Source organism: Nocardioides sp. (assembly GCF_030019515.1).
In the GTDB taxonomy this organism is placed as follows: Bacteria; Actinomycetota; Actinomycetes; order Propionibacteriales; family Nocardioidaceae; genus Nocardioides.
Genome location: NZ_JASEEQ010000007.1, coordinates 245413 through 259354 on the forward strand (window position 1 = coordinate 245413; position 13942 = coordinate 259354).

A 13942-nucleotide genomic window follows, 5' to 3' on the forward strand; every position below is an offset into this window, starting at 1 on the left:
GGTCGATGATGCTGCCATGCCGAGCGTCAGCACCCAGATCACCTGGATCGTGGTCGGGTACGCCGCGCTCGTGGCGGTGCTCGCGGTGACCGCGGCCGCCCGCGGGACGGAGCGGCCGCGCTGGCTCGACCAGATGGCCTGGATGCTCGAGCTGCTGGTCGTCGTCCGCGCGCTGGTGGGCCTCGGGCCGCTGCTGGGCGGGGACCGGCCGGAGTCGACCTCGACGTACGTCGGCTACCTGGTCGCCTCGGTGTGCGTGCTGCCGATCGCGATGCGGTCGGTCCAGGACGACCGCGCGACGTGGTCGGCGGCCGTCGTCGCGGTCGCGGCCGTCGCGGTCGGCGTGGTCGCCGTACGCCTGCAGATGACCGCATGAGCGACGAGCGCCGCAGCGGCCCGCACCAGGTGCTGCTGGCCCTCTACGCCCTGTTCACGTTGGCCGCCGGCGCCCGGTCGCTGGTGCAGCTCACCACGCGGTACGACGACGCGCCGGTCGCCTACTGGCTATCGCTGGCGGCGGCCGTCACCTACGCGCTCGGGTGGTACGCGATCCGGCAGGCCTCGGCCGGGCGCACCGGCTTCGCGAGCGTGATGCTCTGGGTGGAGCTGGCCGGCGTCGCGGGCGTCGGGACGCTGAGCCTGGTCGTGCGCGACTGGTTCCCCGACGCCTCGGTCTGGTCCGACTACGGCATCGGCTACGGGTTCGTGCCGGCGGTGCTCCCGGTCGCAGGCCTGCTCTGGCTGCGCCACCGGAAGCTCGCCGCCCTCGCCAACAACTGAAACGTGTTCTAGGTTGCCGTCATGACCGCGGACGTGTTCGCCCCGACCACGCTGGGCCCGGTGCGACTGCGCAACCGGACGGTGAAGGCCGCGACCTTCGAGGGCCGGGTGCCGGACGGGCAGGTGACCGACGAGCTGATCGACTACCACCTCGCGGTGACCCGCGGCGGTGTCGGGCTGACCACCGTCGCGTACCTCGCGGTCGCTCCGGAGGGGCGCACGCACCGTGAGCAGATCGTCGTGGGCGAGCCGACGCTCGGCGGCCTGACCCGCCTCGCGGACGCCATCCACGAGTCCGGAGCCGCGATCGCGGGCCAGGTCGGGCACGCCGGGCCGGTCGCCAACGGCCGCTCGAACGGCGTGAGGGCGATCAGCGCCAGCCGGATGCCGAGCCCGCTGTCGATGCAGATGGTCCGCTCGGCGACCGAGGCGGACCTGACCCGGATCACCAAGGCGTACGTCGCGGCCTCGCGGCTGCTGGTCCGGGCCGGCTTCGACGTGCTCGAGCTGCACATGGCCCACAGCTACCTGATCTCCTCCTTCCTCGCGCCCGGGCTCAACCGCCGCAAGGACCGGTGGGGCGGGTCGCTGGCGAACCGGGCCCGGCTCGGCCGCCAGGTCGCCCGGGCCGTGCGCGACGAGATCGGCTCGGACGCCGCGATCACCGCGAAGGTCAGCGTCGGCGACGGGTTCCGCGGCGGCGTGACGACCGACGAGGGCATCGGGTACGCCCAGCTGCTCGAGGCCGACGGCACCCTCGACGCGCTGCAGCTCAGCGGTGGCTCGTCCCTGATGAACCCGATGTACCTGTTCCGCGGCGAGGCGCCGGTCGAGGAGTTCGCGGCCACGATGCCGCTCGTCGTACGCCTCGGGATGAGGACGCCCGTGGGCCGTGGCTTCCTCAAGGCCTACCCGTTCGAGGAGGCGTACTTCCGCGACCAGGCGCTGCGCTTCCGCGCCGCCGTGTCGATGCCGCTGATGCTGCTCGGCGGCATCAACCGGCTCGCCACCATGGAGCAGGCGATGGCCGACGGCTTCGACTTCGTCGCGATGGGCCGCGCCCTGCTCCGCGAGCCCGACCTCGTCGACCGCCTGCGCTCCGGCCGCGCCACCGCCGGCGTCTGCATCCACTGCAACCGGTGCATGCCCACCATCTACTCCGGCACCCGCTGCCCGGTGGTCACGCCGGTTGCGGGGATCGGCTGCTGACAGCCGAACCCCGGGCCCTTCCCAGCGCACTAGAACGTGTTCTAGATTGCCCGCATGGTCTCCACCGGCTCGGCCACCGAGCGCACGCCGCTGAGAGTCGTCGTCTGGTCCACCGGGACCGTCGGGCGGCACGCGATCGCGGGCATCGACGCCCACCCGGACCTCGAGCTGGTCGGGGTCTGGGTCTCCCACCCGGACAAGGCCGGCAAGGACGCCGGCGAGCTGGCCGGGCTCGGTCGCGAGCTGGGGGTGCGCGCCACCACGGACAAGCAGCAGCTGCTGGCGATGCGGCCCGACGCGATCGTGCACACCGCGATGACCGACGACCGGGTCTTCGAGGCGATCGACGACCTCGTCGACTTCCTCGAGGCGGGCGTCAACGTCACCTCGAGCGGGCCGGTGCTGCTGCAGTGGCCGGAGCAGATCCTGCCTCCCGAGCTGATGGAGCGGATCGCCGCGGCCGGCGAGCGCACGGGCGCCAGCCTGCACGTCAACGGCATCGACCCCGGCTTCGCCAACGACGTGCTGCCGCTGGTGCTGAGCAGCCTGAGCCAGCGCATCGACGAGGTGCGGGTGATGGAGATCTGCGACTACTCGACCTACTACCAGCCGGTCGTCATGAACGACCTGTTCGGGTTCGGCAAGCCGATGGACCAGCCGGGGTTCCTGTTCGCCCCGGGCGTCCTCGGCATGGCCTGGGGCAGCGTGGTCCGGCAGCTCGCCGCCGGCCTCGGCGTCACGCTCGACGAGCCGCTGACCGAGGCCGTCGACCGCCGGCCCGCGGAGGTCGACACGCCGAGCGTCTCGGGAGACGTCGCGGCCGGCACCATGGGCGCGGTCCGCTTCCAGGTGATCGGCAAGGTGGCTGGCGTCCCGCGCATCGTGCTCGACCACATCACCCGGACCGCCCCGGACCAGGTGCCCGAGTGGCCGACCCCGCCGGAGGGCGACGGCTGCTACCGCGTCGTCATCCAGGGCGAGCCGTTCCTGCAGCTCGACTTCACCCACCACGGGGAGAACGGCGACCACAACGTCTCCGGGATGATCGTGACCGCCCAGCGGATCGTGAACGCCGTCCCCGCCGTCGTCGCCTCGCCCGGAGGCCTGGTCACCGCGCTCGACCTCCCGCTGGTCACCGGCCGAGGGCTGGTGAGCACGAAGTGACGATCCTGGACCGCTTCGCGACCACCGGCCAGGTCGCGATCGTCACCGGCGCGGGCCGCGGCCTCGGCGCCGCCACCGCCGTCGCACTCGCCGAGGCCGGCTCGGACGTGCTGATCTCCGCCCGGACCGAGCGCCAGCTGGACAAGGTCGCCGAGCGGGTCCGCGCGACGGGTCGGCGCGCGCTCGTGGTCGCCGCGGACCTCAGCGACCTCGACGCGGTCGCCGGCCTCGCGCAGACGGCGTACGACGAGCTCGGCCGGCTCGACACGGTCGTGAACAACGTCGGCGGCACGTTCCCGAACGCGTTCCTCGACACCAGCAACGAGTTCCTCAACGAGGCGTTCAGCTTCAACGTCACCACCGCGCACGCGCTGACCCGGGCGGCGGTGCCCCTGATGCTGCAGGACGACGGCTCGCTGCCGGGGGCGCAGAAGAGCGTCGTCACGATCAGCTCGATGATGGGCCGCACCGCCGACCGCGGCTTCGTCGCCTACGGCACCGCCAAGGCGGCGCTCGCGCACTGGACGAGGATGGCGGCCCAGGACCTCGCCCCGCGGATCCGCGTGAACGGCATCTACGTCGGGTCGATCATGACCAGTGCCCTGGAGTACGTCGCCGGCCAGCCGGAGCTGATGAGCCAGCTCGAGACCAAGACCCCGCTCGGGCGCGTGGGCGAGCCGGAGGACATCGCGGCGGGCGTCGTCTACCTCGCCTCCCGGGCCGGGCAGTACGTGACCGGCAAGCTGCTCGAGATCGACGGCGGCATCCAGCAGCCGACCCTCGACCTCGGGTTCCCCGACGTGGGGTCGTAGGGTCCGTCCGTGACGCCCTCCACCTCGCCGTCCTCCACGCCGACGGCGTTCGCCGTCTCGCCCGACTCCGGCGAGCACTGGAGCAAGGAGGGTGCGTGGCAGGTCGCCGAGGGCATCCACCGGATCCCGCTGCCGCTGCCGATGGACGGGCTCAAGGCGATCAACGTCTACGTGATCGAGACCGCGGACGGCCTGACCCTGATCGACGGCGGCTGGGCGATCGACGTCGCCCGGGACCTGCTCGAGCGGTGCCTGCGCCAGGTCGGCTACGGCTTCGGCGACATCCGCCGCTTCCTGGTCACCCATGTCCATCGCGACCACTTCACGCTCGCCACCGTCCTCGGGCACGAGTACGGCGCGGACGTGGCGCTCGGCCTCGGCGAGAAGCCGGCCCTGGACCTGCTCAACGACGGGCTCCTCGACGAGAGCCCGTTCCTCGACGTGCTCCGCACGGCGGGGGCGCACGAGCTCGCAGACCTGTGGGCGGCCGAGGGCGGCGAGCGCCCGGACCCGGCGATCTGGAAGCTCCCCGACACCTGGCTCGAGGGCGACCACCCGATCGAGGTCGGCGCCCGCACGTTGGACGCGGTGCACACCCCCGGGCACACGCCGGGGCACTACGTCTTCGCGGAGCGGGCCGCCGGGCTGCTGTTCGCCGGTGACCACGTGCTGCCGACGATCACGCCGTCGATCGGGTTCACGGTCCCGCCCACGCCCGACCCGCTCGGCCACTTCATGGCGTCGCTGACCAAGGTGCGCGCGCTGCCCGACCTGAAGGTGCTCCCCGCGCACGGTCCGGTGGCGCCGTCGTCGCATGCCCGCGCGGACGAGCTGCTGTCCTTCCACGACCGGCGCCTCGCGCAGAGCCTGGCCGCGATCGCCGACGGGCCGGGGACCGGGTTCAGCGTCGCGCACCAGCTCGCGTGGACCCGGCGCGAGTTGGCGTACGACGACCTCGACGCGTTCAGCCAGGGGATGGCGGCGATGGAGACCAAGGCGCACCTCGAGCTGCTGGTCGCCCGCGGTCGGGCGACCCGCGAGGACACCGCCGAGGGCGTGCTGTTCTCGGCGGTCCCGGCGAGCGGCCCGGTCAGCGGCCCGGTCAGCGGCTGAGACGCATCGGGGTGTGCGGGATCCCGTCCTCGAGGAACTCCGGGCCGGAGGCCTCGAACCCGAACGTCGCGTACCACGGCGCCAGCGGCGACTGCGCGTCGAGCACCACGTCGCGGCCCCGGCAGACCTGGAGCGCGGTCTGCATCAGCGGGTCCGCGAGGCCCTTGCCGCGGACCGCGCGGTCCAGCAGCACCCGGCCGATCCGCCAGACCGGCCGGTCGTCGCGGACCTCGTCGAGCACCCGGGCGTAGCCGAGCACGGTGTCGTCGTCGCGGAGCAGCACGTGCCGGGTGCCCGGCTCGTCGTCGCGACCGTCGAGGTCGGGGTAGGGGCACTCCTGCTCGACCACGAACACGTCCTGGCGCAGCCGCCAGACGGCGTACGCGGTGGTCGGGTCGAGGGCGGTGAAGGGACCGGCGGTGATCGTGATCATCGGAGGAACTCCAGGGTGTGTCGGCGGGCCTCCCGTGCCTCCGGGATGAGGGGGAGCAGCGGGTAGACGTGGATCAGGTCGTGGACCTCGACGTAGGTGAGGTCCCAGTCGGATCGGTCGGCCCGGCGGGCCAGGAGCCGGCAGCCGGGGGCGAGCGTGTCGCGGGTGCCGCAGAACATCAGCGCCGGCGGCAGTCCGTCGAGGTCCGCCAGCGCGGGGCTCACCTCGGGGCGGGCGAGGTCCGGGGGGGACCCGGCCCACCAGGCGGCGTACGCCTGCAGCTTGCCGAGGAACAGCCAGGGGTCGCGGACCGTGAACGACTCGGTCTCCGGCGTCGTGGCGGTCAGGTCCACCCAGGGGGAGTGCAGCAGCAGCCGCGAGGGCTGCGGGCCGCCGCGGTCGCGCAGGGTCTGGGCGATCGCGAGGGCGTAGCCGCCGCCCGCGGAGTCGCCCGCGAGCACGAGCTGGTCGGAGTCGCCGGCCCAGCGGGCGGTCAGGTCGGCGATCGGCGCGTGCGAGTCGCGCCAGGTGTGCTCGGGCGCCAACGGGTAGTCGGGCAGCACGATCCGTGCGTGGAGGTCGGTGGCCAGGCGGCACAGGTACCGGACGTGGAAGGGGTCGATCGGCGCGACGTAGCCGCCGCCGTGGAGGTACACGACGGTGCGCCGCGGGTCGGTCCCGCGCGGGGTGACGACGTACGACGCGAACTCGCCGGACGGGCCGGTCAGCACCTCCGTGACCACGGAGAACCGCTTGGCGAAGCGCGGCGCCAGCCGGGTCGGCAGCCGTCGTCCCAGCGTCGCGTGCCAGCGCTCGATCCGCGCCCGCTCGGCCTCCGGGGTGTCCAGGTCGCGTGAGCGACGCAGCCTCGGGACGACCCACGCGAGCGCCTCGTGGCGACGGCTGGGGCTCATGGGTCGCAGCCTCCCACAGGCCCGGGTGTCACAGCCGCGGCGTGGCCGGTGTCTGGTGGGTGACGGACCCAGAAGTGCCCGACGAGAGAGCGAAGGAGAAGGCAGATGCCCAGCACGTTCCGCATCCCCAAGGCCACGATCACCGGCCTGTACGGAAAGGTGATGTCGGCGTACGCCCGCCGCACGTTCGGGGAGATCCCCGACGGCCTCTACGTGTACTTCCACCACAAGCCGCTGCTCCGGGCGGTGGTCGGCTTCGAGGGCAAGGCCGCCAAGTGGGACGCGCTCGACCCCACGCTGAAGTCCTATGCGCAGCTGGCCAGCGCCGCCACCATCGGGTGCAGCTGGTGCCTGGACTTCGGCTACTTCAAGGCGCACGACGACGGGCTGGACCTGGAGAAGATCAGCCAGGTCCCGCGGTGGCGGGAGTCGGACGTGTTCACGCCGCTGGAGCGCGACGTCCTCGAGTACGCCGAGGCGATGACCGCCACGCCGCCGACCGTCACCGACGCGATGGTGGCCGGCCTGGTCGAGCGGCTCGGCACCCCCGCCGTCGTCGAGCTGACCCAGATGGTCGCCCTGGAGAACATGCGCTCGCGGTTCAACTCCGCCGCGGGCCTGCAGAGCCAGGGATATTCGGATGTGTGCGAGCTGCCGCTCGCCGTACCGTCTGGACACGTGAGGGACGCATGAACGCCACCGGCTCGACGGATGTCTTCGTCGACCACCGCAACCTGCTCTTCACCGTCGCCTACGAGATGCTCGGGTCGGCCGCCGACGCCGAGGACGTGCTCCAGGAGACCTGGCTGCGGTGGGTCGAGGTCGACCGCAGCCAGGTGCGCGACGAGCGGGCCTACCTGGTGCGGATCGCCGCCCGGCTCGCGCTGAACCGGATGCGCACGAACGCCCGGCGCCGGGAGTCGTACGTCGGCCCGTGGCTGCCCGAGCCGCTGCTCACGGCCCCCGACGTGGCCGAGGACGTCGAGCTCGCCGACAGCGTCTCGCTGGCGATGCTCACCCTGTTCGAGACGCTCGGCCCGACCGAGCGCGCGGTGTTCGTGCTGCGCGAGGTCTTCGACTTCGGCTACGACGAGATCGCGGCCGCGGTCGACAAGAGCCCGGCCGCCGTGCGCCAGATCGCGCACCGGGCCCGCGGCCACGTCGCCGAGCGGCGGCCCCGCGTCGAGGCCACCCGCTCCGAGCGCGAGCACGTGATGGCGACGTTCCTGGCCGCGGTCGCGACCGGCGACATCCAGAGCCTGATGGACGTGCTCGCCCCCGACGTCGTGCTGGTCACCGACGGTGGTGGGGTGAAGAAGGCCGCGCTCCGGCCGATCCTGGGTCGCGAGAAGGTGGTCCGCTTCCTCGACGCGGTCGCCGAGGGCCTCGAGGCCGTCGCCGACGTGGTCGTGGTCAACGGCGCTCCCGCGCTGCGGATCGTCCTGGACGGCGAGCTCGACACGATCGCGTCGATGGTGGTCGAGAACGGCCTGGTCACCGGGCTCTACGTGGTGCGCAACCCCGCCAAGCTGGCCCGCCTCGACGCGGTGGTCACGCTCACCCGCTGAGCATCCGCCGACGCCGGCCGCGCAACTGGAACGCCGGTTCACCCCACCTGCCGACCAGGTTGCAACGCGCCGGGGAGAGCCGTTAGACGGGCGTTGCAGCGAGCCGGAAGCGTCCGGTGGCAGGACCGGACCCCGGGGCCGAGCACGGTGGGACTACAGTCTCGACAAACGCAGGGGAGCACGTCGCAACGTGCTGAGAGTGCGGATCCGCCGCAGACCCTATGAACCTGATCCGGTTAGCACCGGCGAAGGGAGTCGGAAAATGAGACCCATCCATGCCCTGGCGCCACTGGTCCCGCTGGTCGCGCTCGCCCTGGCGGCGACCGGCTGCTCGACGATCGGGGACGGCTCGTCCGACGGCGAGCCGTCGGCCGGACCCGGCGGCACGCCCACCCGGGTGGTGCTGGTCACCCACGAGTCGTTCGTGCTGCCCAAGCCGCTGATCAGGCAGTTCGAGCAGCAGTCCGGCTACGACCTGGTGGTCCGCGCGTCCGGCGACGCGGGGATCCTCACCAACAAGCTGGTGCTGACGAAGGGCGACCCGCTCGGCGACGTGGCCTTCGGCGTCGACAACACCTTCGCCTCGCGGGCGCTCGACGAGGGCGTGTTCGCGGCGTACGACGCGCCGCTCCCGGACGGCGCCGAGCAGTACCGGCTGCCGGGCGACGACGAGCACGACCTCACGCCGATCGACAACGCCAGCGTGTGCGTGAACGTGGACGACACCTGGTTCGCCGCGCACCACCTCGCCCCACCGAAGACCCTCGACGACCTCGCCGACCCCCAGTACCAGGACCTGTTCGTCACGCCGGGCGCCGCCACCAGCTCGCCCGGCATGGCCTTCCTGCTGACGACGATCGCGGCGTACGGCGAGGACGGGTGGCAGGACTACTGGGCCCGGCTGATGGACAACGGGGCCAAGCTGACCGCCGGCTGGTCCGACGCCTACGAGGTCGACTTCACCCAGGGCGGCGGCCAGGGCGACCGGCCGATCGTGCTGTCGTACGACTCCTCCCCGGCGTTCACCGTCTCCGACGGGAAGTCGTCGACCAGCGCGCTGCTCGACACCTGCTTCCGCCAGGTGGAGTACGCCGGCGTGCTGGCCGGGGCCGCCAACCCCGACGGAGCCGAGGAGCTGGTCGACTTCCTGCTCGGCCCGGACGTGCAGTCGGCGCTGCCGGACAGCATGTACGTGTTCCCGGTCGACGCCTCGGTCCAGCTGCCGGCGCAGTGGGCGCGGTTCGCGCAGCAGCCCAGCGAGCCCTACGAGGTGGACCCGGCCTCGATCAGCGAGCACCGCGACGACTGGCTGCGCGAGTGGAGCGACGTCACCTCCCGATGAGCGGCATCCCCGGACATCATACGGACAGTGTGTCCCCCTCCACTGTCCGTATGACGTCCGGCGGCGCCCGCCGGCGGCCCGGGGTGACGGCCGGGCCATGAGGCGGTCGCTGGAGCTGGTCGGGCTCTCGGCGCTGCCGCTGGCGGTGCTGGGCGTGTTCTTCGTGCTGCCGGTCAGCGGCATGGTCTCGGAGGGCTTCCTCGCCGACGGTCGCTTCGACCCGGGCGGGGTCCTCGAGGTGCTCGGCCGGCCCCGGGTGCACCGGGTGCTGTGGTTCACCGTCTGGTCCTCGACCGTCGCGACCCTGCTCGCCGTGCTCCTCGGCCTACCCGTGGCGCACCTGCTGCATCGGCGCCGGTTCTGGGGCCGGCGGGCGCTGCGGTCGCTGCTGCTGGTGCCGTTCGTGCTGCCGACGGTGGTGGTCGGGGTCGCGTTCCGCGAGCTGATCGGCGAGGCCGGTCCGCTGGGCTTCCTCGGCCTGGACGGCTCGGCCGTGGCCATCGTCGCCGGCCTGGTGTTCTTCAACGTGGCGGTGGTGATCCGGGCGGTCGGCGCCGCGTGGGAGTCGCTGGACCCGCGCCCGGCCGAGGCGGCCGCGGCGCTGGGGGCGGGGCCGGCCCACGTGTTCCGGACCGTGACGCTCCCCGCGCTCCGGCCGGCGATCGTGAGCGCCGCCAGCGTGGTCTTCCTGTTCTGTGCCACGGCCTTCGGCGTGGTGCTCACCCTGGGTGGGCTGCGCTACTCCTCGGTCGAGACCGAGATCTACCTGCTGACCACGAACCTGCTCGACCTCCAGGCCGCGGCGGCGCTCTCGATCCTCCAGCTGCTCGCGATCACCGCCCTCCTGGTGGTGGCCGGCCGGCTGCGCGCCGTACCCGACCCGGCGCTGGCCCGCTCCACCCGGCGCCCGCCGCGGCCGGCCCCCGGCGACTGGCCGGACCTGGTCGCGACCGGGCTGGTGCTGCTGCTGGTGGGGGCACCGGTGGCGGCCCTGGTCGCCGGCTCGCTGCGAGTCGGCGACACGTGGAGCCTGGGCAACTACCGCGCGCTGACCGGCGAGGGCTCGCAGCACGCACTGCTCGCCTCGGCCACCGACGCGCTCGCCACCTCGCTGCGCACCGCCGTCGACGCCACCTGGATGTCGCTGTCGCTGGGCGTGCTGGTCACGGTGGTGGTCACCCGCCGGTCGCGCACGCGGGGTGAGCGCCGGGCGCGCGGCCTGCTCGACGGATTGTTCATGCTCCCGCTGGGCGTGTCCGCGGTGACGCTCGGCTTCGGGTTCCTCATCACCCTCGACCGGCCGCCCCTCGACCTGCGCGACTCACCGCTCCTGGTCCCGATCGCGCAGGCGCTGGTGGCGCTGCCGCTCGTCGTCCGGACCCTGGTGCCGGTGCTCGGCGGCATCGACGACCGCCAGCGGCAGGCCGCCGCGTCGCTCGGTGCCGGCCCGTTGCGTACCTTCGCCACCGTGGACCTCCCCGCCATGTGGCGGCCGCTGACCGCCGCGGCCGGCTTCGCGTTCGCGGTGTCGCTCGGCGAGTTCGGGGCCACCTCGTTCCTCGCCCGGGAGGACCACCCCACGCTGCCGATCGTGATCTACCACCTGATCGGGCACCCGGGTGCGATGAACTACGGCATGGCCCTCGCCGCGTCCGTCGTCCTCGCCGCCACGACCGCGCTCGTGATGCTCGCCGTCGACCGGCTGCGGGTGCCGTCGGTGGGGGCGTTCTGATGCTGGCCCTGGACCACCTCAGCGTCTCGTACGACGGCGTGCCGGCTGTCGTCGACGCGACGCTGGAGCTCGCGGACGGGCACGTGCTCGCGGTCCTGGGGCCGAGCGGCTCGGGCAAGTCGACGCTGCTGCGCGCGGTGGCCGGGCTCGAGCCGGCCGTCTCCGGGCGGATCTGCTGGGACGGCGCCGACCTGGCCCCGGTCCCCACCCACAAGCGCGGCTTCGCGCTGATGTTCCAGGACGGGCAGCTGTTCAACCACCTCACGGTCGCCCGCAACATCGGCTACGCGCTGCGGCTCCGGCGTACCCCCCGGGCCGCGGAGCGGGTCGCCGAGCTGCTCGCCCTGGTCGGGCTCGAGGGGTACGCCGACCGCCTCCCGGCAACCCTGTCCGGTGGCGAGCGGCAGCGGGTCGCGCTGGCTCGCTCGCTCGCGGTCGCGCCGCGGCTGCTGCTGCTCGACGAGCCGCTGTCCGCGCTCGACGCGGGGCTGCGCGAACGGCTCGCCGTCGACCTGCGCGAGATCCTGCGCGCTGCCGGCACCACCGCCCTGATGGTCACCCACGACCAGGAGGAGGCCTTCGCGGTCGCCGACCGGCTGGCGGTGATGCGCGCCGGCCGGATCGTCCAGCAGGGCGACATCGCCGAGGTCTGGCGCGCGCCGGCCGACCCCGAGACCGCGCTCTTCCTCGGGTACGCCAGCGTCCTGGAGGGCGCTGCCGCGGCTGCGCTCCTGCGAGCGGCCGGCCGGCCCGCCGCCCCGGCGGTCGCCGTACGCCGCTCGGCGCTCGTGGTCGCCGACGACGGACCCCTCGGCGGCGTCGTCGTGTCCGCGCGGGCGACCCCCGAGCTGATCCGGCTGGTCGTCGACGTCGACGGGATCGGCGCCGTCGACGCGGTGGGGCGGCTGGGCACGCATCCGGGGCCCGGCGACCCGGTCCGGCTGAGCGTCGACCCCAGCCGCCTGGCCCCGACGCCGACCGGACGCTGACCGGACACCGACCCGGCCCGGTGCCTACACTGACCTGCGTGTATCGCCGTGCCTATGCCCTGCTCGTGGGCAACGCCGTCGTCATGGGCGTGCTGGCGATCATCGTGGCGATCATCTACGACAAGCGCCTGATCGACCCCGAGGGCAGCTTCCTCGGGCCGTCCTGGCTGCGGCTGCCGCTGCTGCTGGCCGGCGCGCTGCTGCTCGACCTGCTGCCCCGGACCCTGTGGTACTCCAAGATGGACCCGCGGCTGATGCCCGGGATCGTGCGGGAGCGCTGGCGGACCCACTGGAACCGCGAGCGGCTCACCCTGGTGGCGCTCGGGATCGTCTGCTTCTACGTCGTCTACGTCAGCTACCGCAACCTCAAGTCGTTCCTGCCGTTCGTGCGCGACGTGATGTACGACCGGGAGCTGCACTACCTCGACCGGGCGCTGCTGTTCGGCCACGACCCGGCGCACGTGCTCCACGGGCTCCTCGGCGAGGGCTTCATGGCCTGGCCGCTGTCCTACGTCTACCTGTGGTTCCTGCCGCTGGTGCCGCTGGCGGTCACCGCGTGGCTGGTCTGGTCGCGCAACCTGTCCTACGGCTACTGGTTCGTCACCTCGCAGTGCATCGCCTGGTCGCTGGGCACGGCGTCGTACTACGCGCTGCCCACGCTCGGCCCCGGGCTCAAGTACGTCTGGCTGTACGACGGCCTGCCCGACACGCCCACCGACAAGCTGATGGAGTCGCTCTCCTACGGCCGCAACAACGTGTACTGGGGCGTGGTCCAGGACTCGGTCCAGTCCGTCGCCGGCTTCGCGAGCCTGCACGTCGCGATCACGATGCTCGTCGCGCTGATGATCCAGTACACCGTGCGCTCCCGGGCGCTGCGGTGGATCTTCTGGGTCAACTTCGGGGTCACGGTGATCGCCACGCTGTACTTCGGCTGGCACTACATCGCCGACGACGTTGCCGGCGTGATGATCGCGCTCGTCTCGTTCTACGTCGGCGGGCTGGCCAGCGGGCAGCGATTCGACAAGCACGGGCTCGCCTCGCACGCCACGACCGCCACGTCGGCCGTCCCCGTCGACCGCTGACCCCCGGCTGCCTCGGTCGAGTCGGGAGCGCTCCGACCAGAGCCGGTCCGGCCGGAATTACACCGCTGTGGTTTGTCAAGCCGACACGCCGTGAGTTCTGAGAAAATCGGGGCCAGATGTTCCGTTTGTGACGAAAGTTGTCTAGCGTGCTCCGAGTGCCGCATGGGGCGGTGCAGACGATCGGATGGGGACACCACGGTGCGAGCGCTCGACCTGGCCGCCGCTCTCGCTGCGACCGCCCTGGTCACCGGGCTGGTCGCCGGGCCGGTCACCGGCGGCGCGGTCGCCGACGACCAGACGCCGTCGCGCCAGGACGTCCGGGACGCCCGCTCGGCCGCGCGTGCCCAAGCCGGCGACGTCGCCGGGGTGCAGGCCCGGCTCGCGGTCGCCGACCAGCGCCTCGAGGAGGCGGCGGTGCGGGCCGCGCAGGCCGCCGAGGCCTTCAACGGCGCTCGCTGGCGCGCCGCCCAGGCCCGCGAGCAGGCGGCGAGTGCCCGGGAGCACGTCGCGATCGCCGGTGCGGACCTCGATCGGCAGCGCCAGGCGTACGGCGACGCCCTGGTCTCGTCGTACGAGCTGGCCCCCGGCCTGACCGCGTTCTCCGCGATCGTCGGCTCGGACGGCATCGACGAGGTCGTCCAGCAGACCACCACGCTCCAGAACGCCGAGCGCGCCCTGGACGCCAACTACGACGGGTTCCGCGCCGCCGCGACCCTTGCCGACGTCGCGGCCCAGCAGGCCGAGGACGCCGAGGCGGCCGCGGTCCGCGCGGCGGCGGCCGCCCGCGACGCCCGCACCACGGCC

General features: G+C 73.0%; 15 protein-coding genes and 1 riboswitch. Of the genes, 13 read left to right on the forward strand and 2 right to left on the reverse strand.

The genetic code is table 11. The features are described from left to right. Positions 1–16 precede the first annotated feature (16 nt). The 6 genes from QMC84_RS12445 to QMC84_RS12470 are packed head-to-tail and all read left to right on the forward strand — an operon-like array spanning position 17 to position 5078. Positions 17–376: a hypothetical protein gene (locus tag QMC84_RS12445; RefSeq protein ID WP_300375123.1), complete on the forward strand. Its 360-nt coding sequence runs from the start codon at positions 17–19 to the stop codon at positions 374–376. After that, positions 373–780 carry a hypothetical protein gene (locus QMC84_RS12450; RefSeq protein WP_300375124.1) on the forward strand — a complete coding sequence of 136 codons (408 nt, stop codon included), beginning with the start codon at positions 373–375 and terminating at the stop codon, positions 778–780. The genes QMC84_RS12445 and QMC84_RS12450 overlap by 4 nt, the downstream gene beginning before the upstream one ends. 21 nt (positions 781–801) lie before the next feature. Next, positions 802–1989 (forward strand): NADH:flavin oxidoreductase, encoded by a 1188-nt coding sequence (locus tag QMC84_RS12455; protein ID WP_300375125.1) that lies wholly within the window; start codon positions 802–804, stop codon positions 1987–1989. Between the two features lie 54 nt (positions 1990–2043). Next, on the forward strand, positions 2044–3153 hold the full coding sequence (locus tag QMC84_RS12460) for a diacylglycerol kinase (RefSeq protein ID WP_300375126.1): 1110 nt from the start codon (positions 2044–2046) through the stop codon (positions 3151–3153). Continuing rightward, the gene (locus tag QMC84_RS12465) at positions 3150–3965 is read left to right on the forward strand and encodes an SDR family oxidoreductase (RefSeq protein ID WP_300375127.1); all 816 of its coding nucleotides are present in this window, start codon (positions 3150–3152) and stop codon (positions 3963–3965) included. The genes QMC84_RS12460 and QMC84_RS12465 overlap by 4 nt, the downstream gene beginning before the upstream one ends. Before the next feature lie 9 nt (positions 3966–3974). After that, entirely contained in the window at positions 3975–5078 is a 1104-nt protein-coding gene (locus QMC84_RS12470; RefSeq protein WP_300375128.1) for an MBL fold metallo-hydrolase, read from the forward strand. Here the strand turns inward: QMC84_RS12470 and QMC84_RS12475 are convergent. After that, entirely contained in the window at positions 5068–5511 is a 444-nt protein-coding gene (locus QMC84_RS12475; protein ID WP_300375129.1) for a GNAT family N-acetyltransferase, read from the reverse strand. The two genes, QMC84_RS12470 and QMC84_RS12475, sit on opposite strands and share 11 nt — an antisense overlap. Next, the gene (locus QMC84_RS12480) at positions 5508–6425 is read right to left on the reverse strand and encodes an alpha/beta hydrolase (RefSeq protein WP_300375130.1); all 918 of its coding nucleotides are present in this window, start codon (positions 6423–6425) and stop codon (positions 5508–5510) included. The genes QMC84_RS12475 and QMC84_RS12480 overlap by 4 nt, the downstream gene beginning before the upstream one ends. A 105-nt stretch (positions 6426–6530) precedes the next feature. On the opposite strand from QMC84_RS12480, the gene QMC84_RS12485 reads away from it, so the two are divergent. From QMC84_RS12485 to QMC84_RS12515, 7 genes are all read left to right on the forward strand, one after another. Beyond that, positions 6531–7118 carry a carboxymuconolactone decarboxylase family protein gene (locus QMC84_RS12485; protein WP_300375131.1) on the forward strand — a complete coding sequence of 196 codons (588 nt, stop codon included), beginning with the start codon at positions 6531–6533 and terminating at the stop codon, positions 7116–7118. After that, on the forward strand, positions 7115–7993 hold the full coding sequence (locus QMC84_RS12490; RefSeq protein ID WP_300375132.1) for an RNA polymerase sigma-70 factor: 879 nt from the start codon (positions 7115–7117) through the stop codon (positions 7991–7993). The genes QMC84_RS12485 and QMC84_RS12490 overlap by 4 nt, the downstream gene beginning before the upstream one ends. 162 nt (positions 7994–8155) lie before the next feature. Further along, positions 8156–8265, forward strand: a riboswitch (TPP riboswitch). After that, the gene (locus QMC84_RS12495; protein ID WP_300375133.1) at positions 8256–9335 is read left to right on the forward strand and encodes a thiamine ABC transporter substrate-binding protein; all 1080 of its coding nucleotides are present in this window, start codon (positions 8256–8258) and stop codon (positions 9333–9335) included. Its footprint overlaps the riboswitch before it by 10 nt. A gap of 97 nt (positions 9336–9432) precedes the next feature. Beyond that, positions 9433–11067 carry an iron ABC transporter permease gene (locus QMC84_RS12500; protein WP_300375134.1) on the forward strand — a complete coding sequence of 545 codons (1635 nt, stop codon included), beginning with the start codon at positions 9433–9435 and terminating at the stop codon, positions 11065–11067. After that, positions 11067–12056, forward strand: coding sequence for an ABC transporter ATP-binding protein (locus tag QMC84_RS12505; protein WP_300375135.1), 990 nt, complete (start codon positions 11067–11069; stop codon positions 12054–12056). Before QMC84_RS12500 ends, QMC84_RS12505 begins: the two co-directional genes overlap by 1 nt. 38 nt (positions 12057–12094) lie before the next feature. Further along, entirely contained in the window at positions 12095–13138 is a 1044-nt protein-coding gene (locus tag QMC84_RS12510; RefSeq protein ID WP_300375136.1) for a phosphatase PAP2 family protein, read from the forward strand. A gap of 198 nt (positions 13139–13336) precedes the next feature. After that, positions 13337–13942 (forward strand): hypothetical protein (locus QMC84_RS12515; RefSeq protein ID WP_300375137.1); only part of this gene is annotated, 606 nt, incomplete at its 3' end.

Bases quoted from the DNA above. Each gene is read 5' to 3' on its own strand.
- QMC84_RS12445 (WP_300375123.1), top strand. From the start codon at position 17: ATGCCGAGCGTCAGCACCCAGATCACCTGGATCGTGGTCGGGTACGCC.
- QMC84_RS12450 (WP_300375124.1), top strand. From the start codon at position 373: ATGAGCGACGAGCGCCGCAGCGGCCCGCACCAGGTGCTGCTGGCCCTC.
- QMC84_RS12455 (WP_300375125.1), top strand. From the start codon at position 802: ATGACCGCGGACGTGTTCGCCCCGACCACGCTGGGCCCGGTGCGACTG.
- QMC84_RS12460 (WP_300375126.1), top strand. From the start codon at position 2,044: ATGGTCTCCACCGGCTCGGCCACCGAGCGCACGCCGCTGAGAGTCGTC.
- QMC84_RS12475 (WP_300375129.1), bottom strand. From the start codon at position 5,511: ATGATCACGATCACCGCCGGTCCCTTCACCGCCCTCGACCCGACCACC.
- QMC84_RS12480 (WP_300375130.1), bottom strand. From the start codon at position 6,425: ATGAGCCCCAGCCGTCGCCACGAGGCGCTCGCGTGGGTCGTCCCGAGG.
- QMC84_RS12485 (WP_300375131.1), top strand. From the start codon at position 6,531: ATGCCCAGCACGTTCCGCATCCCCAAGGCCACGATCACCGGCCTGTAC.
- QMC84_RS12490 (WP_300375132.1), top strand. From the start codon at position 7,115: ATGAACGCCACCGGCTCGACGGATGTCTTCGTCGACCACCGCAACCTG.
- QMC84_RS12495 (WP_300375133.1), top strand. From the start codon at position 8,256: ATGAGACCCATCCATGCCCTGGCGCCACTGGTCCCGCTGGTCGCGCTC.
- QMC84_RS12500 (WP_300375134.1), top strand. From the start codon at position 9,433: ATGAGGCGGTCGCTGGAGCTGGTCGGGCTCTCGGCGCTGCCGCTGGCG.
- QMC84_RS12505 (WP_300375135.1), top strand. From the start codon at position 11,067: ATGCTGGCCCTGGACCACCTCAGCGTCTCGTACGACGGCGTGCCGGCT.